General features: G+C 66.6%; 32 protein-coding genes and 1 tRNA gene. 11 read left to right on the top strand and 22 right to left on the bottom strand.

The annotated features are described in order from the left end of the window. Position 1 precedes the first annotated feature (1 nt). The 12 genes from MUH00_RS00485 to MUH00_RS00540 all read right to left on the bottom strand — a co-directional run bounded on the left by MUH00_RS00485 (position 2) and on the right by MUH00_RS00540 (position 7,025). A complete protein-coding gene (locus MUH00_RS00485) occupies positions 2-400 on the bottom strand; it encodes a 50S ribosomal protein L14 (RefSeq protein ID WP_247001598.1) in 399 nt (132 codons plus the stop codon). After that, entirely contained in the window at positions 400-837 is a 438-nt protein-coding gene (locus MUH00_RS00490) for a 30S ribosomal protein S17 (protein WP_247001600.1), read from the bottom strand. The genes MUH00_RS00485 and MUH00_RS00490 overlap by 1 nt, the downstream gene beginning before the upstream one ends. Beyond that, a complete protein-coding gene (locus tag MUH00_RS00495; protein ID WP_247001602.1) occupies positions 822-1,286 on the bottom strand; it encodes a ribonuclease P protein component 1 in 465 nt (154 codons plus the stop codon). The genes MUH00_RS00490 and MUH00_RS00495 overlap by 16 nt, the downstream gene beginning before the upstream one ends. Before the next feature lie 66 nt (positions 1,287-1,352). Next, positions 1,353-1,559, bottom strand: a complete 207-nt coding sequence (gene rpmC / locus MUH00_RS00500; protein ID WP_247001604.1) for a 50S ribosomal protein L29 — start codon at positions 1,557-1,559, stop codon at positions 1,353-1,355. Further along, entirely contained in the window at positions 1,559-2,482 is a 924-nt protein-coding gene (locus MUH00_RS00505) for a 30S ribosomal protein S3 (protein ID WP_247001606.1), read from the bottom strand. The genes rpmC and MUH00_RS00505 overlap by 1 nt, the downstream gene beginning before the upstream one ends. Continuing rightward, entirely contained in the window at positions 2,482-2,958 is a 477-nt protein-coding gene (locus tag MUH00_RS00510; protein WP_247001608.1) for a 50S ribosomal protein L22, read from the bottom strand. Before MUH00_RS00510 ends, MUH00_RS00505 begins: the two co-directional genes overlap by 1 nt. Positions 2,959-2,965: 7 nt before the next feature. Then, positions 2,966-3,391 carry a 30S ribosomal protein S19 gene (locus tag MUH00_RS00515; protein ID WP_247001610.1) on the bottom strand — a complete coding sequence of 142 codons (426 nt, stop codon included), beginning with the start codon at positions 3,389-3,391 and terminating at the stop codon, positions 2,966-2,968. Next, positions 3,388-4,110 (bottom strand): 50S ribosomal protein L2, encoded by a 723-nt coding sequence (locus MUH00_RS00520; RefSeq protein ID WP_247001612.1) that lies wholly within the window; start codon positions 4,108-4,110, stop codon positions 3,388-3,390. The genes MUH00_RS00515 and MUH00_RS00520 overlap by 4 nt, the downstream gene beginning before the upstream one ends. A gap of 2 nt (positions 4,111-4,112) precedes the next feature. Further along, entirely contained in the window at positions 4,113-4,367 is a 255-nt protein-coding gene (locus MUH00_RS00525; RefSeq protein WP_247001614.1) for a 50S ribosomal protein L23, read from the bottom strand. Continuing rightward, positions 4,364-5,116 (bottom strand): 50S ribosomal protein L4, encoded by a 753-nt coding sequence (gene rpl4p, locus MUH00_RS00530; RefSeq protein WP_247001616.1) that lies wholly within the window; start codon positions 5,114-5,116, stop codon positions 4,364-4,366. Before rpl4p ends, MUH00_RS00525 begins: the two co-directional genes overlap by 4 nt. Positions 5,117-5,119: 3 nt before the next feature. Continuing rightward, positions 5,120-6,139: a 50S ribosomal protein L3 gene (locus MUH00_RS00535; protein ID WP_247001618.1), complete on the bottom strand. Its 1,020-nt coding sequence runs from the start codon at positions 6,137-6,139 to the stop codon at positions 5,120-5,122. A 4-nt stretch (positions 6,140-6,143) separates the two neighbouring features. Then, the gene (locus tag MUH00_RS00540) at positions 6,144-7,025 is read right to left on the bottom strand and encodes an RNA methyltransferase (RefSeq protein WP_247001620.1); all 882 of its coding nucleotides are present in this window, start codon (positions 7,023-7,025) and stop codon (positions 6,144-6,146) included. Positions 7,026-7,386: 361 nt separating this feature from the next. Between MUH00_RS00540 and MUH00_RS00545 the strand changes: the two genes are divergently transcribed. After that, positions 7,387-7,457: transfer RNA gene (locus tag MUH00_RS00545), tRNA-Gly, on the top strand. A 58-nt stretch (positions 7,458-7,515) separates the two neighbouring features. Here MUH00_RS00545 and MUH00_RS00550 read toward each other — a convergent pair. Next, on the bottom strand, positions 7,516-8,559 hold the full coding sequence (locus MUH00_RS00550) for a sensor histidine kinase (protein ID WP_247001622.1): 1,044 nt from the start codon (positions 8,557-8,559) through the stop codon (positions 7,516-7,518). A gap of 336 nt (positions 8,560-8,895) precedes the next feature. Between MUH00_RS00550 and MUH00_RS00555 the strand changes: the two genes are divergently transcribed. The 5 genes from MUH00_RS00555 to MUH00_RS00575 all read left to right on the top strand — a co-directional run bounded on the left by MUH00_RS00555 (position 8,896) and on the right by MUH00_RS00575 (position 11,989). After that, the gene (locus tag MUH00_RS00555) at positions 8,896-9,234 is read left to right on the top strand and encodes a HalOD1 output domain-containing protein (protein ID WP_247001624.1); all 339 of its coding nucleotides are present in this window, start codon (positions 8,896-8,898) and stop codon (positions 9,232-9,234) included. Between the two features lie 329 nt (positions 9,235-9,563). Beyond that, positions 9,564-9,878: an MTH1187 family thiamine-binding protein gene (locus tag MUH00_RS00560; RefSeq protein ID WP_247001626.1), complete on the top strand. Its 315-nt coding sequence runs from the start codon at positions 9,564-9,566 to the stop codon at positions 9,876-9,878. 80 nt (positions 9,879-9,958) lie between these two features. Next, a complete protein-coding gene (locus MUH00_RS00565; protein WP_247001628.1) occupies positions 9,959-10,165 on the top strand; it encodes a heavy-metal-associated domain-containing protein in 207 nt (68 codons plus the stop codon). A gap of 90 nt (positions 10,166-10,255) precedes the next feature. Beyond that, positions 10,256-11,188, top strand: a complete 933-nt coding sequence (gene mch, locus MUH00_RS00570; RefSeq protein ID WP_247001630.1) for a methenyltetrahydromethanopterin cyclohydrolase — start codon at positions 10,256-10,258, stop codon at positions 11,186-11,188. Positions 11,189-11,311: 123 nt separating this feature from the next. Further along, positions 11,312-11,989, top strand: a complete 678-nt coding sequence (locus MUH00_RS00575; protein ID WP_247001631.1) for an HAD family hydrolase — start codon at positions 11,312-11,314, stop codon at positions 11,987-11,989. Positions 11,990-12,165: 176 nt separating this feature from the next. Here MUH00_RS00575 and MUH00_RS00580 read toward each other — a convergent pair whose 3' ends face one another. After that, positions 12,166-13,767, bottom strand: a complete 1,602-nt coding sequence (locus MUH00_RS00580) for a GTPBP1 family GTP-binding protein (protein ID WP_247001633.1) — start codon at positions 13,765-13,767, stop codon at positions 12,166-12,168. A gap of 242 nt (positions 13,768-14,009) precedes the next feature. Here MUH00_RS00580 and MUH00_RS00585 point away from each other — a divergent pair, with 242 nt between their 5' ends. Both MUH00_RS00585 and MUH00_RS00590 read left to right on the top strand, forming a co-directional pair. Then, positions 14,010-14,186: a hypothetical protein gene (locus MUH00_RS00585; protein ID WP_247001635.1), complete on the top strand. Its 177-nt coding sequence runs from the start codon at positions 14,010-14,012 to the stop codon at positions 14,184-14,186. An 11-nt stretch (positions 14,187-14,197) separates the two neighbouring features. Beyond that, positions 14,198-14,452, top strand: coding sequence for a hypothetical protein (locus MUH00_RS00590; protein WP_247001637.1), 255 nt, complete (start codon positions 14,198-14,200; stop codon positions 14,450-14,452). Here the strand turns inward: MUH00_RS00590 and pyrF are convergent. Beyond that, complete coding sequence (gene pyrF / locus MUH00_RS00595; RefSeq protein ID WP_247001639.1) at positions 14,449-15,297, bottom strand: orotidine-5'-phosphate decarboxylase; 849 nt, start codon at positions 15,295-15,297, stop codon at positions 14,449-14,451. The two genes, MUH00_RS00590 and pyrF, sit on opposite strands and share 4 nt — an antisense overlap. 332 nt (positions 15,298-15,629) lie before the next feature. Here pyrF and MUH00_RS00600 point away from each other — a divergent pair, with 332 nt between their 5' ends. Further along, on the top strand, positions 15,630-15,908 hold the full coding sequence (locus tag MUH00_RS00600; RefSeq protein ID WP_247001641.1) for a hypothetical protein: 279 nt from the start codon (positions 15,630-15,632) through the stop codon (positions 15,906-15,908). 6 nt (positions 15,909-15,914) lie between these two features. Here MUH00_RS00600 and MUH00_RS00605 read toward each other — a convergent pair whose 3' ends face one another. From MUH00_RS00605 to MUH00_RS00615, 3 genes are all read right to left on the bottom strand, one after another. Continuing rightward, positions 15,915-16,334, bottom strand: a complete 420-nt coding sequence (locus MUH00_RS00605) for a VOC family protein (RefSeq protein ID WP_247001643.1) — start codon at positions 16,332-16,334, stop codon at positions 15,915-15,917. 222 nt (positions 16,335-16,556) lie between these two features. Then, the gene (locus MUH00_RS00610) at positions 16,557-17,258 is read right to left on the bottom strand and encodes a phosphatase PAP2 family protein (protein WP_247001645.1); all 702 of its coding nucleotides are present in this window, start codon (positions 17,256-17,258) and stop codon (positions 16,557-16,559) included. 168 nt (positions 17,259-17,426) lie between these two features. Then, on the bottom strand, positions 17,427-18,119 hold the full coding sequence (locus MUH00_RS00615; RefSeq protein ID WP_247001647.1) for a haloacid dehalogenase type II: 693 nt from the start codon (positions 18,117-18,119) through the stop codon (positions 17,427-17,429). Positions 18,120-18,216: 97 nt separating this feature from the next. Between MUH00_RS00615 and MUH00_RS00620 the strand changes: the two genes are divergently transcribed. Then, positions 18,217-18,585 carry a methylglyoxal synthase gene (locus MUH00_RS00620; protein WP_247001649.1) on the top strand — a complete coding sequence of 123 codons (369 nt, stop codon included), beginning with the start codon at positions 18,217-18,219 and terminating at the stop codon, positions 18,583-18,585. Positions 18,586-18,748: 163 nt separating this feature from the next. After that, a complete protein-coding gene (locus tag MUH00_RS00625; RefSeq protein ID WP_247001651.1) occupies positions 18,749-19,432 on the top strand; it encodes an HAD family hydrolase in 684 nt (227 codons plus the stop codon). An 8-nt stretch (positions 19,433-19,440) separates the two neighbouring features. Here MUH00_RS00625 and MUH00_RS00630 read toward each other — a convergent pair whose 3' ends face one another. From MUH00_RS00630 to MUH00_RS00645, 4 genes are all read right to left on the bottom strand, one after another. After that, on the bottom strand, positions 19,441-19,863 hold the full coding sequence (locus MUH00_RS00630; protein ID WP_247001652.1) for a DUF7993 family protein: 423 nt from the start codon (positions 19,861-19,863) through the stop codon (positions 19,441-19,443). A 24-nt stretch (positions 19,864-19,887) separates the two neighbouring features. Continuing rightward, positions 19,888-20,340 carry a DUF2240 family protein gene (locus MUH00_RS00635; RefSeq protein ID WP_247001654.1) on the bottom strand — a complete coding sequence of 151 codons (453 nt, stop codon included), beginning with the start codon at positions 20,338-20,340 and terminating at the stop codon, positions 19,888-19,890. Positions 20,341-20,564: 224 nt separating this feature from the next. Then, positions 20,565-21,203 (bottom strand): ribonuclease H family protein, encoded by a 639-nt coding sequence (locus MUH00_RS00640; RefSeq protein WP_247001656.1) that lies wholly within the window; start codon positions 21,201-21,203, stop codon positions 20,565-20,567. 284 nt (positions 21,204-21,487) lie between these two features. After that, positions 21,488-22,000 carry a DUF7529 family protein gene (locus tag MUH00_RS00645; protein ID WP_247001658.1) on the bottom strand — a complete coding sequence of 171 codons (513 nt, stop codon included), beginning with the start codon at positions 21,998-22,000 and terminating at the stop codon, positions 21,488-21,490. Between the last annotated feature and the right edge of the window lie 2 nt (positions 22,001-22,002).

Below are 22,002 nucleotides of genomic sequence, written 5' to 3' on the forward strand. Positions count from 1 at the left end.
TCTATACGATCATCGTCGCGGTGGACGCGATCGCACCGAAGCGCTCTGCGACTTCGCGGGCGATCGGCCCCTTGATCTCCGTGCCGCGGGGCTCCTCGTTCTCGTCGATGATGACGGCGGCGTTGTCCTCGAACTTCACGCGCGTCCCGTCCGGTCGGCGGATCGACTTCCGCTGGCGGACGACGACGGCCTCGAGGACCTGCCGGCGCATCTCGGGCGTCCCCTTCGTGACCGAGACGGTCACCTTATCACCGAGTCCCGCCTTCGGCTGGCGGTTCTTGGTGCCGTGGTAGCCCGAGACGCTGATGATCTTCAGCTCGCGCGCGCCGGTGTTGTCGGCGCACGTAACTAGCGACCCCTTTTTGAGGCCTTGCGTGACGTCGGCTTTCATCGCTTCCATCACTGATCACCCTCGTCTGCACCTGCGGCGAGGTCCTCGGCGGAGAGCTCCGGCTCAGGCTCGGCCTGGCTCGTGAGCTCGGCGAGGTCCTCCGCGGTCGCTTCCTGGGTTACTTCGACGACCACGTGCGATTTCGTCTTCGACAGTGGTCGGGTCTCTGCGATCTTGACCGTGTCACCGACCGAGAGCGGCTCGAGCACGCCCGGCACGTGGGCCGGAATGCGCGAGCGTCGCTTCATGTAGCGGTCGTACTTCGGAACCGCTACGTCGTACTCTCGTTCGACGACTACGGTCTTCTCCATGTCCGTCGAGACGACCGTCCCTTCGAGGACTTGCCCTCGAACGGGAAGCTCGCCGTAGAACGGACACTTCTCGTAGTCGTATTCCTCCGGATTCTCTGGTTCCGGAGGGGTTTCAACGTCTAGTCCAATTGCCATGGTGAATCACCAGTCGTTTCGGTTCGTCGGGCGGGTCGTGAGAGCAGTCGCGATCCATCGACCGTAACGTAGGCCACGCCCTCGCCAGCTGCGCGGCGGTCCCCTTCGGGATCGCCGCGATGGCTGCCGGCATCGCCGGCAGCCCGGTCCTCGTCGCCGGGATCGCCGGCGGCCGAGGGTTGAGTGTCGGCCAGTTTGGACGCGGTCCCCGACTCCTTGGCGGAGTCAGCGGCGTCATCTGTGATCGCGAATTCGAACACCGAGCCCGATTTCGGCACCATGACGACCCGAGACTCGCCGTCGTCTCGAACTTCGATCGAGAGCGTGTTCGTCGTCTCGATGACGACTCGCCCTTCGATACCCTCCCGCGAGGCGTCGTCACTCTCGACGACGCGGACGGGAAGTCCGTTGAGTTCGTGTCGCGGCAGCGTCTCGGGTGTCAGTGGCATGGTGTTATTCGTCGTCTTCGTCCAGGTCGCCTTCCTCACGGGCGTAGCCCGTTCGGATTCCGGATCTCATTCGAGATCCCCCTCTTCTCGCTGGATCGTCTTGATCCGCGCGATCGTGCGACTCAGTTCGCCGATCCGACCCGGGTTCTCCGGGGCGCCACCGGCGGCGAGGACGGACTTCTGGTTCAGCAGCTCCGTCTCGAGCTCCTCGAGTTCCTCCTGCCGTTCGGCGGGGGTCATATCGCGGATCTCTTCGACGTGCAAGATTGCCATCAGTCGTCACCTCCCTCGTCGTCCTCTTCCATCTCGGCGACGAGCTCTTCGGCTTCGGCTTCGACGTCCTCCTCGAGTTCGTCGAGGTCCTCCTCGATCGGGGACTCGTCGGGGGTCTCGACGTCTTCCTCGTCGTCAGCGGCGACTTCTTCCTCGATGACCTCCTCGACGTCCTCCTCGTCGATCTCCGGCTCGACGGCGTCGTCGGCCGGGGCCTCGGCGCCTTCGTCGGCGGCCTCGGTCTCCTCGGGTTCACCCTCGAGGAGCTCCTCGACGCCTTCGGCCTCGTTGGCCTCGACGGCGTCGGGGACGAGTTCCTCGGGGTCGACGTCCTCCTGGATCTGGAAGTCGTCGGGCAATTCGGCGTTCGGCGGGATGATCTTCACCGTGACGCCGATCGTGCCGAGCTTCATGACGGCGACGCCCTGGCCCTCGTCGACGATCTCCTCGGCGGGTTCGCCGTTGTGCTTGATGTAGCCACGGTTGAACTTCTCGACGCGCGAGCGGGCGCCGGTGACCTTTCCGGAGAGGACGATCTCGGCGCCGAGCGCGCCGGCGTCCATGATTCGGTCGATCGTCGTGTGCCCGGCCTTCCGGAAGTACCAGCCGCGCTCTAAGGCGTTCGCGAGCCGATCGGCGACGATCCGCGCGTTGAGGTCGGGTTCGTCGACTTCCTGGACGTCGATCTGGGGATCGTCCAGGTCGAACTTCTCCTCGAGCGCGCTCGTGACCTTCCGGATGTTCTCGCCGCCCTTGCCGATTACCATCCCGGGCTTCTCGGCCTTGAGGACGATCTGGGTTCCCATCGGCGTCTTGGCGACCTCCATACCGCCGTAGCCCGCGCGGCCGAGCTCTTCGGCGAAGAACTCGTCGATCTGGGACCGCTGCAGGCCGTTTTCGATGAACTGGTGTTCGTCAGCCATTAGTTCTCACCCTCCTCGTCCTCGGGCTCTTCCACGACGATCTCGACGTCGACCTGCGGCGTGTTCCAGGCGGACGCCCGGCCCATCGCGCGCGGTTTGCGGCCGACGGACTCGCCGACCTTGTGGGCGGCGACGTGGGCGATCTCCATCGACGCGCCGTCGAAGCCCTGGTGGTCGGCGTTTCCCTCGACGTTCTCGAGGAGATCGAGGAACGCCTCCGAGACCTTCTCGGGGTACTTGCCGGCGTCCCAACCTTCGACGTCGGAGCGGTGTCCGGCGCCGGTGTTATGGGACTTGAACGGGACCGACTGCTTCTCGTCGATCACGTCCTGCAGGTACGCCTGAGCGTTCGCGACGGTTCGACCCTTGATCTCGCGGGCGACCTCCTTGCTGTGCTTGTGGCTCATGTGACGCTCCCGGAGCATCGCTTTCGCGGTGGTGTCCGGATCCGCGTCGACTGAGTAGTTGATTCCCATACGATGATCACTTCAGTGGGACGAACTTCGAGGATCGAGTCGCGCCGATGCCGGCCTGTCCGTGTTCGACGGACGTCCGGGTCAGCTGGAACTCGCCGAGATAGTGTCCGATCATCTCGGGTTCGACGCGGACGCGCTCGAACGCCTGGCCGGTGTAGACCTCGAAGGTCAGGCCGACGAACTCCGGCAGCACCGGCATGTCGCGCAGGTGCGTCCGGATCGGCGCATTCGCAGTCTCTTCCTCGTCCTTCTCGCGGGCCTCCTCGAGCAGCTTTCGCTTCTCGACGGAGAGACCGCGTTCGATACTTCGCCGCTTGCGAGCGGGCAGCAGTTCCGCGACTTCCTCGAGCTCCATGTCCTGCAGCTCGTCGAGCGTGTAGCCGCGGTAGGTGAACTCCTCACCTTCGCGGCCGGTTCTGTACTCCTGGCTCATTTGTTTCCACCTCGCCCGGTACGGCGCGAGGAGATGTCACCCACCTTCCGTCCCGGCGGAGCGTTCCGCGAGACGGACTTGGGCTTGCCGGGGTGCTGACGACCGCCGCCACCGAACGGGTGGTCGACGGCGTTCATCGCGACACCGCGGACGCGGGGCCACTTCGAGCCCCGGGCTTTCATCTTGTGGTACTTCTTCCCCGCCTTGACGATCGGCTTCTCCGTGCGACCGCCGCCGGCGACGACGCCGATGGTGGCGCGACACTGCGGATCGAGGCGCTTGACCTCGCCGCTTGGAAGCTGGACGACCGCGGCGTTTCGATCGTGGGTGATCAGGTCCGCGTTGACGCCCGAGGCGCGGGCGAACTTGCCGCCGTCGCCCGGGTTCGCCTCGACGTTACAGACCGGAACGCCCTCCGGAATCTCCGCGAGCGGAAGGGTGTTGCCGGGCTTGATCTCCGCCGAGACGCCGACCTGAATCTCCTCGCCGACCGTGATGCCCTCGGGCGCGAGGACGAGTCGCTGCTCGCCGTCCTCGAACTCGATGGCGGCGACGGGCGCCGATCGAGCCGGGTCGTGTTCGATGTCCACGACCGTGCCGCGAACGACGTCGCCGTCCTCGGCCTTCTTGTGGTCGAGTTTCGCCTTGTAGCGGTGCGACGGGGCGCGGAACGTCGGCGTACCGCGTCCGCGCCGTTGTCCGAGAATGCGTCGTCCCATCCTCAGAACACCCCGATTCGCGAGGCGACTTCCTGTGCGTCGTCGTCCTCGGAGAGTTTGACGGTTGCTTTCTTCTTCCCCTTCATCGTGATCTGGGTGTTGATAGTGTCGACCGAGATGTCGAAGCGCTCCTCGACTTCGTCCCGAATCTCGGGCTTGGTGGCGTCGGCGTTGACGATGAACTGGAGCTTGTTCTCGAAGTCCATGTCGTTCATCGCCTTCTCCGTGACCAGCGGGTGTTCGATGATGCCGGTCATCGGTCGGCCACCTCCTCGAGCGCGCTCTCGGTCCAGACGGTCAGGCGACCGGGCTGGGCGCCCGGCGCGAGGTCCTCCGCGTTGACCTCCGCGGCCGTCGCAACGTCCGCGCCGGCGAGGTTCCGGGCCGCGCGTGACGGGCCGGTCTCGCTCGACGTGACGAAGAGGACCGACTTGGGCTGTTTGTACTTGCGTCCGCGGGTCTTGCCGCGACCCGATCGGATGCTGCGGCCCTCGTCGGCGCGTTCGACGTCCGCGTCGAGGCCGGCGGCCTCGAGGAACTCGACGACTTCCTTCGTCTTCTCCAGACTCTCGAAATCGTCGCTGACGACCAGCGGCAACTCCGTGTCGTCGTCGAACTTGTGACCGCGCTCGGCGACGAGGTCGGCGTCGGTCGTCGCGGCGATCGCGCTGCGGACGGCCAACTTCTTCTCTTTCGTGTTGATCGATTCGGTCCAGTCCTTCTCGGCTTTCGGCGGGTGGGCCTTGCGCCCCTTGATAGTCTGGGGGACGCGGCGACCGCGTCCGTCCTGTCGGGGGACGTGGGCCATGCCCCGGCCGCTGCCGAACGACTCGGCCGGCGTTCGCATGCCGGCGAACTCGTCGGCGCCGTAGTCCTGTTTCCGGTTTGCCTGCGCGGCTCGAACGGCGCGGGCGATCAGGTCCGGGCGGTAGGTGGTCTCGAAGACCGCCGGGAGCTCGATCTGCCCCGCGTCCGAACCGTCCAGGTCTCGTACTGTTGCGTCCATGTGTTATCCCTGGTTGGATGCGGTGGAGACGTAGCGCACCTCGGGATCGAGGCGCGGCTGTCCTCCGGGTCGGATCGCCGGGCGGAAGCGCACGAGGCGCTTGTTCGGCCCGGGGAGCGAGCCCTTGATTAGCGCGTGCGGTCCGTCGACTTCGCCGTAGTTGACGAAGCCGCCGTCGACCGTCGCGTCGTCGCCGTCGCCGATGTCGACGAGGCGCTTGTTCAGTTCCGTCCGCTGGTGGTAGCCGGTCTGACCCTGCTGGGGGACCGTCGACCGGACGCGGGACGGATTCCAGGGACCGAGGTTCCCGATGCGGCGGCGCCATCCCTGCCGGGCGTGTTTGCCCTTGCGCTTCTGGACGCCCCACCGCTTGACGGGGCCCTGGGTCCCTTTCCCTTTCGTGACGCCGCTGGCGTCGACGTACTCGCCGGCGCGGAACACGTCGTTCATGACGTGTTCGCCGCCCTCGGCGAGCAGCTCGAGGGCGAAGTCGACGCGCTCCTCGACGGAGCCGCCGCCGACGCGCGTCTCCATCACGTCCGGTTTCTTCTTCGGCACCGAGGGGACCTCGGCGGGAACCGTGTGCGTGATGACGCGCACGTCGTCGACGCGTCCCTCTTCTACGAGGCCGCGGAGTTCGTCTTCGGCGGCGTCGGCGTCGTAGTCGTCACCGGGCAGGTCGAGGACGCGATCGAGTTCGGGAACGAACTCGTCGGTCCAGACCTCGGTGATCGGCTTCTTTCCGTACGGCGTGTCTTCGTACGCTCGCAGCGCAACCGCGCGCATCGGCGGCGTCTCCACGATCGTCACGGGAACGGTCTGTTCCATCCCCTCGGTCGGCGAGTTCGCTTGATCGTCGACCATAACGACGTGGGTCATGCCGGCCTTGTAGCCCGCGAAACCCTGGAGCGTCGGCTGTCCGTCGTCGTCCGGCCACGAGTTAAAGCGCGGGACCTCGCTGGTCGCACGCTTGCGTGGGCCGAACCCGAGTGAGCCTTTGCGTGGTGTGTTTTTTTGTGGCATTCTATCACGCTCTCAGTGAGAGGGTTGCGAGGGTGGCGAACAGCGCTTCTTCCGTTCGCACGACCTCGCTACCCTGATTCGGAACCGTGTTCAGCCAGAGGTCGAACCCCGGATCGGCAGTGGGTTCGACTCCGTCATCGGTCCCCGCCTCGCCGTCCCGATCGGACGACGGTTCGACGGCCGATGCCTCGATGTCGAGGATGTCCGGCAGCCCTCTCTCGGGCGAGCCGAAGGCGACGGTCATTCCGTCCCGTTCGACCCGTCCGGCCAGCGTCTCGAGTCGCCCGACGGTGAGTTCCTCACCGTAGCGGGACGACGCGATACGGACGCCGGCGTCCTCACGGCCGAGTGCTGCCCGTAGGTCCGTCTGCTCGACGGAAAGCCCCGGAAGGGGCTCGTCGACGAGCTTCGCCCGGACCGGTCGTCGCGAAGAGATCCTGACGGTCACGCGCTCCCCCTCCTCGACCGCCATTTTCGGCGGTACGTTGAGGGAGATCGGGTGTTGCAAGCCGCAATTGACCCGGACGCGCCCTTCAGGTCCGACCTCGGTCACGATCCCTTGTCTTGACGACCCCGAACCGTTCGATTCGGAGCCGGTCTGTGACGCCGCGCGGAGCGGCGGCAGGATGCCCGCGTACTCCAGTTCGTCGCGCATCCCCCACACCTCGTTTCGGAGGTACGGCGGCGTTGCGGCGTACCGCAACACGGTGCTTACGAACCCGCCGTCGTATCGCCCAGTCTCGCCCTCCCGATCGGGGAAGACGATCAGGCGATCGGCCCGGAAGATCGTCGCCGCGCGGGCGACGTAGCCGAGTTTGCGAGTGGCCTCGCGTTTGTCCTCGGCTTCCCGGGTGAGCGACGACGGCACGAGTACGCTGACGGTCATGCCGTGACGCTTCGGCGCCGCGTCACTAGACTGTAGCGATGTCTTGCGGACAGCGTCTTAAAAGGGTAGCGGAATCAATTCCGGTTGTGAACCCCTGACGGATGAGAATTCGACGCATACAGGGCGAAACGAACGAAGGTCGTTCGAAGCGACGGGTTATCACGATTCACGTGCCGGCCTAGCGCGCACGCACGTAAGAAATAAAATTGATCGTTACGACGAGTCGATCGGACTCGGAACGGAGCCGAAACCCGGACGCCCTCGGGGGAGATGTGGTACGGCGCCCACCCCCACGCCCGCTACGATTCGCAACTCTTATACATCCACCCCGAGATAGATGAAAATGCAACAAGGCAGCAGGGCGCTGGTAGTGTAGTGGTATCACGTGACCTTGCCATGGTCACAACCTGGGTTCAAATCCCAGCCAGCGCATTTTTCGAACCTCATCCCCACGAGCGTTGCGCAGCAATGTGAGTAATCGTGTTCGGTATCACTCGTTGCTCTCGACGCCGGTAACTTCGACCCGAACGCCGCCGGCGTCACTGTCCGCAATCGCTACGCTCCAGCCGTGACTCACCGCGATCCCCTCGACGATCGCCAGTCCGAACCCGGTCCCCTCGTGAGACGTCGAGTAGCCGCCCTCGAAGACCTGCTCGTGCTCCGCTTCGGGAATGCCGCGGCCGTCGTCCTCGACGTAGAAGCCGGTTGCGTCGTCGAGGTCGCCGATCCGTACCGTCACGTCCACACCCCCGTGTTCGACCGCGTTTCGAATGAGGTTCTCGAGGAGCTGTTGGAGCCGATTGCGGTCGGCTCGGATAACGGCGTCCGTCTCGACACGAAGCGAGGCGGCGGCCGTATCGACCGTTTCCCAGGCCTGTGCGGCGGTCTCGGCGAGCGAGACGTCCGCGAGCGTAATGCAGTCCGCCCCTTCTCGTGCCAGCGTCAGGAGATCCTCTATCAGCGCCTCCATTCGATCGTGGGCCTGAGCGACGTGTTCGAAGTGCTCGCTCTCGCAGTCCATCTGAGCGAGTTCGAGATACCCCTTCGCGACGGTGAGCGGATTGCGAAGGTCGTGGCTGAGAACGCTGGCAAACTCCTCCAGGCGCTCCGTCTTTTCCTGGAGTTCCAGCTCCTGTCGTTTCTTCTCGGTGACATCTCGCGCGACGCCGACCGATCGAACCGGCGCGCCATCGTCGGCCTCCTCGACGCGCCCTCTGGCTTCGATCCAGCGGATTTCTCCGTATTTGCGGATACGAAATTCGGCCGTGGTCGAGCCGAACTCGGATCCCATCGACTCGAACACCGCTTCCACTCGCTCTTCGTCGTCGGGATGTACGATATCGAGAAATTCGTCGGTCGTTTCGACGACTCGACCGTAGATTCCCAGCGCTGAGGGATAAAACGTCACGGTATTCGTCCGGTGATCCCAGTCCCAGATCACCGCGTCCGTGACTTCGAGCGCGTACTCCATGCGGTACCACGTCTCCCGAAGGAGATCGATGGTGTCCACTTGATCGATATCGTCAGAAAACATCGTTCCCCCGCAGCCCCACTAGGGCCGAGATATCGAACGTCACCTCCACGTGTCTTTCCGAAGCTCGAGACGATCGGAGCCTCATATGCGACCATTACGCACAGTATGGGTTTAATGGTGCCGCGTACTCGATGTCGGGGTGACTGTCCGGTCGTCTTCCGTGTTCGGACTATCGACCGGCGATTCGGCGCGCAGATCGACAATCGATACCGTTCGATATCCCCGACACTCAAACGAGAGATTTTATCACACGTGGCAACTTATTGTTGGGACGATTAGCTTTTATACCGTAGCTAGCTACTATTCAATGGACGATTGAACGACCGAGTGCCGCCCATGCAACCGAAAACAACACCCCCAGACGAGACGAACGAATTTCGGTACGACCAGGCCAACGATCGGTACGTCTTCCACTACGACAACGACGGCAGTGCGACGATCACTGCGACGATCGTTCACGCGCTCGCGTCCATCGTAGACACAGACGTCTCGCAGGGAGAGTTCTCGCTCTACGACAGCGTCGACCCGGACGCTCTCGAGCGGATCTTTAGCAAGAAAATGGACGGATCCGAGCGGACCGGCGGTCACGTCGCGTTCACCGCGCTCGATCACGAGGTGTACGTGTACGCGAACGGTGACGTGATCATCTACCCGCCGGCCGCGTCCCCGCAGTAACTCCGCACCCGGCCGCTGCTGAGTTTCCGGTCCGATCGCGGTGGCGTCCGCGCTTCGGCGGCCTCCAACTCGTTTTAAACACAGATACCGTTGAATACAATTTGCGATCTCTAACGTGGTTGCGACGGGTATCGTCGGCGGAACGGCGCTCGCGACGGCCGGCCGGAACTGTTACGGTCCACTTCACTTACTACGAGACCGAGGGCGGCCGTATGCACGAGGTCGCCCGCCAGCCGGCAGCGACCGTCGGGCCTTCGACTCGTCCACCGCCATCTCGTCGCCGCCGACAGGGTGCGGATTTAGGTCCCCTGCGATCGTCACGGTCGGACATGACGGTCATTGCACTGTTGAGCGTGGCACCGGTGATCGAAGGCAGCATGGCGGGCGAGGTCGCCAAGGCTGTCGCGGCGCTCGACGAGTACGACGTCGAGTACGAGACGAACCCGATGGGAACCGTGATCGAGGCCGAGAGTACGGACGAACTGTTCGCGGCCGCGCAGGCCGCCCACGACGCGGTCGACGGCGACCGGGTGAGCACCGTCCTCAAGATCGACGACAAGCGGACGCGGGAGACTTCCGCCCGGGAGAAGGTCGACGCCGTCGCCGAGGAACTCGGTCGGCAGCCGACGAGTCGACCCGAGTGAGGTCGAACGGCGGCCGACCGCGAAAACCGAACGGCGTATCGGAGCGGAACGCTCAATTCGGCCCGGCGAGTAGCCCGCCCATGGAACAGACGACCCTCGAGGTCGCCGGGATGGCCTGCGACGGCTGCGAACGGAACGTCACCGAGACGCTCGAAACCCTCGCCGGGATCTCGTCAGCGACGGCGAATCACGAAGCCGACGAGGTGCGCGTCGAACACGACGAGTCGATCGACGTCGGGACGATCGAGAGCGCGATCGAAGACGCGGGGTACGAGGTCACACCGTAGCGATTCCCGGTCTCGATCGCGCGCCCCGTCGTCGCGGACTCCCACGGCGGATCTGACAAACTGTTTTACCGCGGAGACAGAAGGAGGTGTATGGAGAGTCTCAATCGGATGGCGATCGAGCTGGTCGACGAAGCCCTCGATTACGCCGAGGAGTTGAACGTCGGGGGGTACGACCTCGAAAACGACGCGACCGTCCTCGACTTCGGGGTGGAGTTCGACGGCGGCGTCGAGGCGGCGCTCCTGCTCACCGAGATCCAGACGGCCGGGCTGGCGACGCCGAGTTACGAGCTCGACGAACTCGACGGCGTTCCGCTCCCGTACGTCGAACTGACCAGCGACCAGCCGGCGCTGTCGCTGCTGTGCTCCCAGAAGGCGGGCTGGGAGCTCGCGACCGAGGACTTCGAGGGGCTGGGAAGTGGGCCGGCCCGCGCGCTGGTCGCCGAGGAATCGGAGTTCCGGCGGATCGGCTACACCGACGTCTTCGACCTCACCGCGCTCGCCGTCGAGACGGACGACCTCCCGCCCGAGTCCGCCGCCGAGCAGGTCGCCGAGCTCGCCGAGGTGGGGACGAGCGGCGTCTTCCTGCTCGCTTACCGGACCGCGAGCCTCGCGGGCTCGATCACGAACGCCGCTCGCGCGGCCGAACTCGCCACGTTCCGGCTGTCCGAACTCGGTTACGACCCGCTCGATGTCGTTTCCGCGACGGGTCGCGCCCCCGTTCCTCCCGTCGCCGACGACGAGCGGACGGCGATCGCCCGCACGAACGACGCGATCGCCTACGGCGGGACCGCACACCTGACCGTCCGCGAGGACGCGGAGTTCTTCGACGACGTCCCCTCGACGGTCGCCGACGAACACGGCGAGCCGTTCGCCGACCTCTTCGCCGATCTCGACTGGGAGTTCGAGGAGGTCCCCGCCGACCTGTTCGCGCCCGCGGAGGTGACGATCGACGTGCTGGGCGGGCCGACGTACGTCCACGGCGAGACGGACGAGGATCTAGTCGCCGACTCGTTCGGGCTGTGACGGCCGCCGTCGCGAGCCGAATCGGGGCGGCGATCGACCCGGCGGCGATCCGCGCGGGTCGGTCACTGGATCGAATCGATCGCGAGCCGACAGGTTTTAGCTCCGCTCCTCGTATCTCGTGACGTGACTGTGGACGTCGACGCGGTCTGTTTCGATTTGGACGACACCCTCTGTACGTACACCCAGTCGAGCGCGGACGTTCTCTCGCAAGCGTTCGAGCGCGTCGGCGTCGTGCGCCTGTGGACTGTCGACGACTACCACGCGCGATACCGGGACTACCTCGACGAGAGCGCGCACGTCGACGACCTCCGTCGCCGGTGTTTCGCGGATCTGGCCGTCGCCGCCGGCGCAGATCGCGAAACGGGGCTGGCCGTCGCCGACGAGTACAGCGCGGTCCGCGACCAGAACGCCGTCGATCTCCTCCCCGGCGCGCGCGAGGTCGTCGAGACCCTCGGCGATCGGCATCGTCTCGGACTCGTCACTAACGGCGCGCCCGAGATGCAGCGGGAGAAACTCGCCGCGATCGGGCTGAGCGACTCGTTCGACGCGGTGGTCTACGCGGGGTACGACGCGGCGGCGAAGCCGGCATCCGAACCGTTCGAGGTCGCGCTCGACGCGCTCGGATCGGCGCCCGATCGGGCGGCCCACGTCGGAAACTCGTTGTCCTCCGACGTGGCCGGTGCGCGGGCTGCAGGGCTACGATCGATCTGGGTTCCGTTCGGTGACGACTGCCCCGAAACGCCGGATCCAGCGCCGGATCACACGCTTGGCTCGATCGCCGACCTCGCGACGCCGCCGTAGTGAGTCCTCCGACAGCCGATCGGCGACTTTCTAGCCGCCGACGAGAGGCGCACGGTGGATCGACCGCGCGATCGCCAGCGGTGGACGATATCAACGTAGCAGATTCCTAGCTGGTAAAACGTGGCGGAGGACGGTGGAGACGGAAGGGAAGACGAGTCGAGGCGGGGAGTGATTCCTCACCGACTCGGCGTGACGTCGGTCACGGTCCCGACGCCCTTGCTGCGGCCCTCGCGGAAGACGAACTTCTGGCCCTCCTCGACGAGGTACGGGCGAAACTTGAACCGGACGGTAGTCTCCCCAGTGTCGCCGGGCAGCAGGCGCCCGTCTTCGGGGTAGAAGGCCGCGGCCTCGCCGATCGTCTCCAGGTGGACGACGGGTTCGTAGCCGTCGCCGATCCGGGTGGGGTGGTTGAGCACCATCACCTCGGCTTCGAACTCCCGGACTGGATCGGGGTCGGCGTCGCCGGGGAGCAACACCATCCCGCGCTCGATCGCGCTCTCCTTGATCCCCTTGAGCGCGATGCCGACGATCCGGCCCGCGCGCGCCTTGTCGACCTGGTGGTAGTGCATCTCGATCGAGCGGACCTCGACGTCCTGGAAGCGGCCGTCGGGCATCGGTCCGATAAGGAGTTCGTCGCCCGCCTCGACCTCGCCGGCCATGACGGTGCCGGAGGCGACCGCGCCGACGCCGGTGACGGAGTAGCTCCGATCGACGTACATCCGGAACTCGCCGGTGTCCTGGGAGGTCTTGGGGAGGCGATCGAACAGCTCGTCCAGCGCGTCGAGGCCATTCATCGTGAGCGCGCTGGTTTCGACGATCGGGACGACGCGCTCGCTGATCTCCTCGACGGCGGCGTCGACGCCGTGGCGGGCGATCCGCAGCGGCGACTTGTCGACGTCGCGCAGGACGCGTTCGACCTCGCGTTCGACCTCCTCGACGCGCTCGTCGTCGACGGCGTCGGTTTTCGTGATCGCGACGATCGTCGGGAGATCGGTCGCGAGCAACACGCCGAGGTGTTCGCGGGTCGTCCGCGTCGGGCCGTCGTCGGCGGCGACGACCAGCAGGCCGTAGTCGAGTTTCTGGCCGACGAGGCCGCGGATGGTGGTCCGGAGCCACGGCTCGTGGCCGACGGTGTCGACGAACGAGACGAGTCGATCGGCCTCCTCGACGACCTCGGCGCGATCGCTCTTCCGGTTCGGGTTCCGCACGCGAACGGGGCCGTCGTCGTCGAAGCCGTAGACGGCGTAGGAGAGGTCCGCCGAGAGGCCGCGCTCGACCTCGTGGGGCTGGACGTCGAGGTACGCGCGCGTCGCGCCGTCGCCGTCGTCGGGTTTGCCGGTGACGAGCGAGCCGACGAGCGTGCTCTTTCCGTGGTCGACGTGGCCCGCCGTACCGATGACGACGTGCTCGTCGTCGGTCTCGAGGACCGCGCCGTCGCGGATCGAGGCGAGCCCGACCAGTCCGTCGCCGATGCCCCAGGTCTGGACGTCGTCGATGTGGGCGTCGGCTTCCTCCGCGAGCAGCGAGAGGACGTCCATCGTCTCGGAGAACGTGTCCGGGTCCACGCCGGCGAGTCCGCCGTCGTCCGTCACGCCGAGGACGTACGTCGCCTCGCCATCGCCGGAGAGGAGGCGGTGTCGTAACTGCGCTGCCAGACTCTCCCGACGTCCACCCTCGAGGTGTATGTCCCGTAGAAGGCGTTCCTTGAACTCGACGTTGCCACCGTCCTGTTCGCCACGTTCCAGGGCCCGCTCGAGGAGGGCCCGGTCACGGCTCATGTACCCCGGTAGTGCCTCACATGGCAAAAGCCTTCCCGTGGATTGGCAATATAGCGCATGGTAGGCCACCTGAGCGACCGGACGAGGAATTCGAGCCCGATCGGCGGTGGTCGGCGTCTCGGCGGTCACCGACCCGGTTCGACCGGTTTCGACCACCGATCGACGGTCGGTTCGGCCGACGGCGGTCACCGGCCGACGTTGCCGGGCCCGCTTTCAAGCCGCTCGAGTCCGTACGGACGAGCATGAGCGTCAGCGGACTCTGTCAGATCTGCGAGGCCCGACAAGCACAGGAGCGGTGTCAGAACTGCGGGACGCTCGCCTGCGAGGTCCACTACGACCGGGAGATGGGACTCTGCGCCGACTGCGCCGCACAGGCGCGTCCGAGCGAACACGAGGACGTGGACGTCCACCGGTTCTGAGCCGCGATCGAATGACTTCGATCCGCGACCTGCTCGGTGACGTGCTGGCCATCGGCGAGACGCACCGTCTCTCCATCGAGGAACGAGACGGGACGCTCGTGGCCGAACACCCGAACGCAGCCAGCCCGATGGATATCGCCGTCGTCGAGGGACTGGAGCGACTCGACGACCGACCGCCGACGGACCCCGTAATGGTCGAGATCCTCGGCCGCGTCGTCGATGATCGGCTCGCCGGGCGCGTCGTCGATCCTGATCGACCGGACTAGTCGCGATACCGGTTCAACCGTGCTTTCAGGCGTTTGGCCGCCTGCCCGCTCGCTTTCGCGAACTCTTCGCCCTGGTCTCGCGGCCCCCCCGCTCGACTGCCCGAGGCGCCTTTCGCCTCGCTATTCTCGCCCGCGAAGATGATCCCGCGCGAGGAGTTGACCAGTCCGACGCCGTCGGCGAGGCCGTACTCGATCGCGGCTTCGGCGTCGCCGCCCTGCGCGCCGACGCCGGGGACGAGGAAGGGAAGGTCGGGCACCTGCTCGCGCAACGCCTCCAGTTCCTCGGGTTGGGTCGCGCCGACGACGAGTCCGACGTTGTCGTTTTCGTTCCAGAGATCCGCGAGCGCGGCCACCCGTTCGTAGACCCGCTCGCCGCTCGAGAGTTCGAGGCCCTGCAGATCGGCGCCGCCGGGATTCGAGGTCCGACAGAGGACGAACACGCCCGACTCCTCGTCCGCCAGGAAGGGCTGGAGGGAGTCCCGGCCCATGTACGGATTGACGGTGATCGCGTCGACCCGTTCGAGCGCCCGTGCGTACTGGCGGGTGGTGTTCCCGATGTCCGCCCGCTTGGCGTCGAGCAGGACGGGAACGCCCTTTCCGTGCGCGTACGCGATCGTCTCCTCGAGTGCCCGCCAGCCGTCGGGGTCCTCGTAGAAGGCGGCGTTGGGCTTGTAGACGGCGGCGTGTTCGTGCGTCGCGTCGATGATCCGGCGGTTGAACGCCCAGCGCGGAAGGTCGTACTCCCGGAGGTGCTCGGGGATGCGCGACGGATCCGGATCGAGGCCGACGCTCACCACGCTGTCGACCGTTCGAATGCGGTCGTGCAGTCGATCGAAGAAGTTCATGGAGGCGAGTGGCCGCCCGACCGTGGAAAAGGTTGCTATCGTCGCCGCTGGGGGTCGTTACGCGTTCGATCGCACGGTGCAGTCGAACGCCAGCCGCGCGATCGACGCGGAACCCGCTTCAGGCGGTGTGACAGGCGTCGGCCGGAGGGCCGAGATCGCTCGGTACCGCCTCCCGAATCGACGCGGTAGCCGTCCCGTCGAGCACGATCGACGCGATTCGAGACCGGGATCTGACACCGGCTTCGCGTCGCCCGTTTTTGTGCGAGAATCACACGCGCGGGCCAAATTCTTTTGACGGTATCTACTTTGCGGCCATCGGCTAACCCCTCGGTATGGATCTTCGTCAGACGATGGACTCCCGCTCTCGACTCGGCCGACTCCGCGACCGCGTCCGATCGTCGCTGCGGACCGACGCGACGGGCGCGGCGCCGGAATCGAAGGCCGACGCGGGCGGCGAATCTGCGGCGCGAAAGGGAGCGGCGGACGACTCGATCGGGAATCTCTTTCACTGTTCGACCTGCCGGGTCGTCTACATCGCCGCGGAGAAGGACGTCTGTTCCGAGTGCGAGAACGACGTCGAACGGGTTCGATCGACGTTCTCGCATCAGTGACCGGGGTTAGGCGTCGAGAATCTCGACGAGGTTGTCCTCGGGGTCTCGCAGAAAGAGGATGGTGGTGCCGGTCGCGGTCGTTCGCGGCTCGCTGATCGTCGGAACGTCGTCGGGGAGGGCCTCGTAGAACGCGTCGAGATCGTCGACGGCGAGGCCGACGTGTGCCGTCCCTGGTCGGTTGAGTTCGGGACTCCCCGCAGCCTCGGCTTCGGGGTCGTATTCGACGAGTTCCAGCCTGATTCCATCGGCGTCGAGGTGAGCGAACCGCGCGCTGGCGCCGTCGACGCTGACGGCGTCGGCGAACGCGTCGCCGTCGACGCCGAACGCGGCGACGACCTCGAGTCCGAGGACGTCCCGGTAGAACGCGAGGGTCTCGTCGAGGTCGGTGACGGTGAGTCCGACATGGTGGCCGCTGAGCCCAGTCATCGATCGGACCGTGCGAGTCGAGGGAAAAAACGGTTCCGACTGTCCGCTCGTCGGAACGCAAACTCGATCCGAATCGGTGGACCACGCCGGCACCAAGTGGCCGTCGCTCGCGGACGCCGCGAGGAATTACCGGTCACCGTTCTCAGTGCGACGTCTCCACCACTACCTCGTGCGGGCGGCGGTGACGACGACGGAAGTCCGCGACGGGAGTCGTGAAAGCCATCAGTTAACGACCGTCACCCACAGTTTTCGGGCCGCGGGACGGTTGAGGGCCCACCAACACGCCGCCCCGCCGACGCAGCCGACCGTCGCCAGGATCCCCTCCGCGGTTCCGCCGGTGATGATCGCCGCGAGGATTCCCAGGACGGCGGCGATCGCAAACGCCGCGTCGGGATCGCCGTCGAGTCCCCGTCCGACGACGAGCAGGTAGCCCGCGCCGAAGCCGATCGCCGCGAGGACGTCGACGACGTAGTGGACGCCGAGTACGAGCCGCGACGCGGCGACGAGTCCGATCGCGAGCGACGCGCCCAGGAGCCGCTCTCGCCGGCCGAATGCGGTCCCCCACAGCGCCAAGGCGCCCCAGCAAACCGTCGCGGCCATCGTGTGGCCGCTCGGGAAGCCGTGGCCGTCGCGCGGAATCGCCTGCAACGACTCGGGCGGTCGCGAGAACCCGAACGACGTCTTCAGGACGAGCGTGAGCGCCAGACCGCCGAGGACGACGGCCAGAACGAATCCGATCTCGTTCGAGATCGGGCGCTCGTCGCCCCGCTTTACGGATCGGTACGCGTCGATCGCAGCGATCGCGACCAAGACGAACGCGAGGACGAACTCGTCTCCGAGGAGCGCCACCGCGTCGAAGACCGGGACGGTCCATTCCGGAAGCGCGTCTCGTACCGCGCGGGTGAATCCGAGGTCTCTGTCCATATCCAGTGGTGACGGCGGTTCGATCGCGGGTCCGGCGTCGCCCGCCGGTGCTCGCACGCCGGTTGACGTCGATCCCCTATTAGTACTGGCGGACTACCGGTCGGCTCGCGCCCCGTACCGATCGGCGGACGCGATCGCAGTCAGGCGGACGAACCGGCGCGCCGGGGTTCAGCTCCCCTCGAGTTCGTCCGCCAGCTCGCCGACGCGCTCGATCGTCAGATCCGGCTCGAGCTCGTAGGGGCCCCAGAGCGCGTCCTGCCGATCGATCCAGACGCCCTGCATGCCGGCGTCGATCGCGCCCGGCACGTCCCACCAACCCGCGGCGACGAAGGCGATCCGCTCGATCGGCATGCCGATCTCGTCGGCGGCGTGGCGGTAGAGCGCGGACTGGGGTTTGAACTGCTCGATCTCGTCGGCGCTGATCGTCCCCGCGAGCAGGTCGCCGAGGTCGGCGTTCTCGACCATCGACTCGAGCATCTCTTCGTTGCCGTTCGAGACGACGTAGCAGTCGTAGCCGTGCTCGCTGAGGCGCTCGAGGCCGTCGCGAACGTCGTCGAAGACCGGCAGGTCGTGGTACGTCGAGAGGATCTCCTCCCGCTCGTCCTCCTCGACGTCGGCGCCGATCGTCTCGAGGACGAATCGCAGCGCGCGGCGATTCATCTCGTAGAACGCGTCGTACTCGCCGATCGCGTTGCCGACCATCGCGTACGCGAGCGATCGCTCTCGCCAGAGCGCCGCGACGAGTTCGGGATCGTACCCGTCGACGTGCGCCGAGAGGGGGTCGGCGACGGCGGAGACGTCCACGAGCGTTCCGTAGGAGTCGAACGCGATCGTCTCGACCGCGTCGGGATCGAAGCCCATCGCGTCCGGTCTACCCGACCGACGTCGAAATAGCTTGGCCCGACGCGGACCGCGGTCCGTGGGCTAGCGTTATTTTCGCGGGGGCCAACCGTTCGGTATGACGCGCGTTGCGCTCATCGCCCACGACGAGCGGAAACCGGAATTGATCGAGTTCGCACGGACCCACGAGGAGCAGTTGCGCGAGTACGAGTTGATCGCGACCGGGACGACCGGTGGGCGCCTGATGGACGCCACCGATCTCGAGATCGAACGCAAGGAGTCGGGACCCCACGGCGGCGACCTCCAGATCGGCGCGGAAGTCGCGGAAGACAGACTCGACGGGATCGTCTTCCTGCGCGATCCGCTGCGGGCCCAGCCCCACGAGCCCGACATTTCGGCGCTGCTGCGGATCTGCGACGTCCACGACACGGCGCTGGCGACGAACCTCGCGTCGGCGGAGTTTCTGATCGAGGGCCTCGCCGACTGATCGCACGCGCCGCGACATCGGCTACGCGAAGTCGACGATCTGTTACGTTTTCGAGGGGACTCGGGCCGGCGAGTTACCGAGACGTCGGCGCGAAGGATCGCCCGATCGCCGGCGGTTCGACCGAAGGGGTAGCTTCAAACGCCTCGAGCCCCCTCTAGCGGTTATGCCACAGGCGGTCGTCTTCGATCTCGATTACACGCTTGCGGTCCCGGCCCGGGACCGGGCGACCCTCCTCTCCGAAGCCGTCGCCGCCGTCGGTGCGCCCGCGCTCACCCGGGCGGAGTATCTCGACGCCCACCGCCGCCACCTCACCGGAGAGAGCCGCGAACCGATCTTCGCGGAACTGCTGGCCGACCGCGATGCCGACGCCGACCCGGCTGCGCTCGCGACCGCGTATCGGGAGGCGATCGCGGCGGCGCTCGAACCGCTGCCGGGCGTCGAGGGAATGCTCGCGGACCTCCGCGAATCGTACCGCGTCGGCCTGCTGACCAACGGCCCCGTTCGCGCCCAGCGGGACAAACTGTCGACGCTCGGCTGGGAGGACGCCTTCGACGCCACCCTCGTCACCGGCGAACTCGCGGCCGGCAAGCCGGATCCGCGAGCGTTCCGGGCGATCGCCGCCGAGCTGGGCGTCGCCTCCGAGGACGCGGTCTACGTCGGCGACGAGGTCGACGCCGACGTTTCCGGCGCGACGAACGCCGGCATGGACGCGATCCAGGTGCTGCTCGAGGACGGCCCCGACCCCGATCCGCGAGCGATCGCCCACGTCGACCAATCCGACGTGGCGACGGCGGTGCCGCGGCTCGTCGGGGCGATCGACGGGAGGGACGAGGGAACCGCGGAGTGAGCGGCAGGTCAGCGGCGATCCTGGTCGTCACCTACTACTGCGCCGATGACCGCCTGGAACGCGTCCGTCGCCCGCTTGACTTCCGCGCCGCTTTCGACGAACACCAGCGTTTTCGGGGGGCTGGTCGCTTTCGGTCGGACCCGCAGTCCGGCGTCCGCCGCCGCATCCACGGCGGCGTCTTGGCCGTCGTCGAACTCGACGCGAGCGCGATCGTCGTGGACGAACACGCGAGCGAGGCGTGCTTCGTTTCCGTTCGCCGTCCCGTCGGCTCGCGCGACGTCGTACGCCCGCTCCCCGTCGGCCGTCGGTTCGACGTCGCGATCGGCGTTTGTCACGGCGATCCGATCGAGGCCGCCGTCCTCGCGGCCCTCGAGTTCCGACGCGAGCAGTTCGGCGATCCGACGACCGTCGGTGATCCGTTCGTCGACCATGTCGATCGCTCCGCGCGCCGGGGCTTAACCGTCTTCGGTCAGCGCCGATCGGGCGATCGGAGCGAGGTCCGACACGTCGATTCCCTGCCGGCGAGCGTAGACCACCGCCGCGGCCTCGATCGTCAGCCCCAGTTCGCCCTGCAACCGGTTGATCGCGCCGACGGCCGCCTGCTTCTCGATCCCCTCGGCGACGAGCGCGTCGAGCACGCGCTCGAAGGCCGATCGCTCGCGAAGCAACTCGTCGTCGGGAACGAACTCGTCCGGAACCGTCACGTCGGACGGGTCGAACCCGAGGACGAGTTCGCCGCCGTCGCGTTCGAGTAACGACTCGCGGGTGGCGACGTCGATCAGCCGCTGTGACTGGTCGGGCGAGAACCAGTCTCGATCGAGCGAGAGCGCGACGACGAACTCGTTCTCCCGAAGGCGCCGGGTGCCGTTCTGGACGAACGGCGCGGCGACGGCCACGCGAAGACTCATCGACGACGACTCTCTGGAGCGATGAAATAACGCTAGCGGTTCCGATTGAAGCTCGTGATCGGATGTGTGCGGTCAGCAGGTATCGACAGGAACGCTACGATAGTCCCTGGCTCGCTCGATTCCCACGATTCGCGAGGTCGGCGGTCGGAGCGCCGAGAACGCGTGATCTACACGCATCTCTGCTCGCATACCGTATCGTTACCGACGAAAACGGAGAGGTCGTCCTAATCTGACGCGCGACCGCTGCCGTTCCGATCGGCTCGCGACGGCGGCGGAAACTCCGCGGACCGCGTGGGTTCGGGCGGTTCGGGGAGGACGCACCGATCGGGTTCACGGTTGACGTGTTCGTACCGCGTCGGCGCGTTCGCCAGCGGATGGGCGGGGTTCTGGTCGCTGTCGATCTGGGCGGCGCGGACCTCGTCGAAGCCGCTGAGCCGCGCCTGGATCCCGCGCCAGTGGTATTGCGTCGCGGGCGGGACGGAGATCGGTTTCAGCGGTTTTCCCCGCGGGTGGGTCGCCGCGAGGACGGTGTTGTTGACGTTGCTGGCGAGTGCGTCGTGATCGACGAGGACGCCGACGGTCGCGTCCCGCGGTGCGCGCGCCGCGAGTACGTCGAGGCCGAGGTGGAGCGCCCGATACTCGGCGACGTTGTTATCCGGGGGCGCGTCCGGTATCGCGGCGCGAGCGACGCGGGTGCCGTCGCGCGTTTCGATCACAGCGCCCAGTCCGCCGCCAGACTCGCGGAATGATCCGTCGGTGGCGACGTAGAAGTCACGGTGATGAGTGCGAGGGGGATGGGCGATGTGCGGCGTGGGCGACTCGTCGAACAAGTCCCGCAGGGCGGGCCGGCCGTGAGCGGCCATGGCGTATCATTAGCCGCTGCGGAACTTAATTGTTCTGTCCACGATAACATAGTCCAACCGACGGCGGTCCGCACCGGTCGACCCGTCGATCGTATTGACGACCCTGGATGCGACATCGGTGGTGGCGGTCGGTGGCCACCTCGGAGACGATGCGAGGGACGGCGGCGAGTTCGCGATTGCGCTGTCGAAGTCCCGGGGGCGAGTGACCCGCTCGATCACATCACCGGGGACTACTTCGGCGGGTAGTTCGCACACGTCGCCGGCGGCCCGCGTTTCCCGGGTGCTTAGCCGCGGGACGGGATGAACGGACCTGGATCGCGCTGTGTGAACGTGAGCACTCGGCGCTGGTCGAGCGGCCGGACGTGCAGGCGGAGTTCATCCTCGCGTTCGACCGTCTCCAGGAACGATCCGGAACGCCGAACGCCGTAGTACCCCGGAACGAGGATGACGGTTTCGGCGACGCCGTTCTCCAGTGCGGCGACGAAGAAGACGATGCCGTTCTCCTCGGCTCGGAACACGTTGACCTCGTCGAACTCGCCCGGCCCGTCGACGGCCGCGGCGGCTCGATCGAACTCGTCGTCGGGAACGAGGACGTCGACGCCGGTGCGGGCGTCGTCGCGCTGGACGTCCCCGTCACCGACGGCGGTGACGTCGCCGGGGTGGCACTCGATCGCATCCCAGCCGTCCTCCCGATACGCGTCGGCGGTCGCCTCCATGTCCTCCACGACCCGATCCCACGCGGGCGTGACGCGGTTCGCGACGGTCTCGACCGCCTCGGCGTCCTCGAACTCGTCCATAC

The organism is Halosolutus gelatinilyticus (genome assembly GCF_023028105.1).
Lineage (GTDB): Archaea > Halobacteriota > Halobacteria > Halobacteriales > Natrialbaceae > Halosolutus > Halosolutus gelatinilyticus.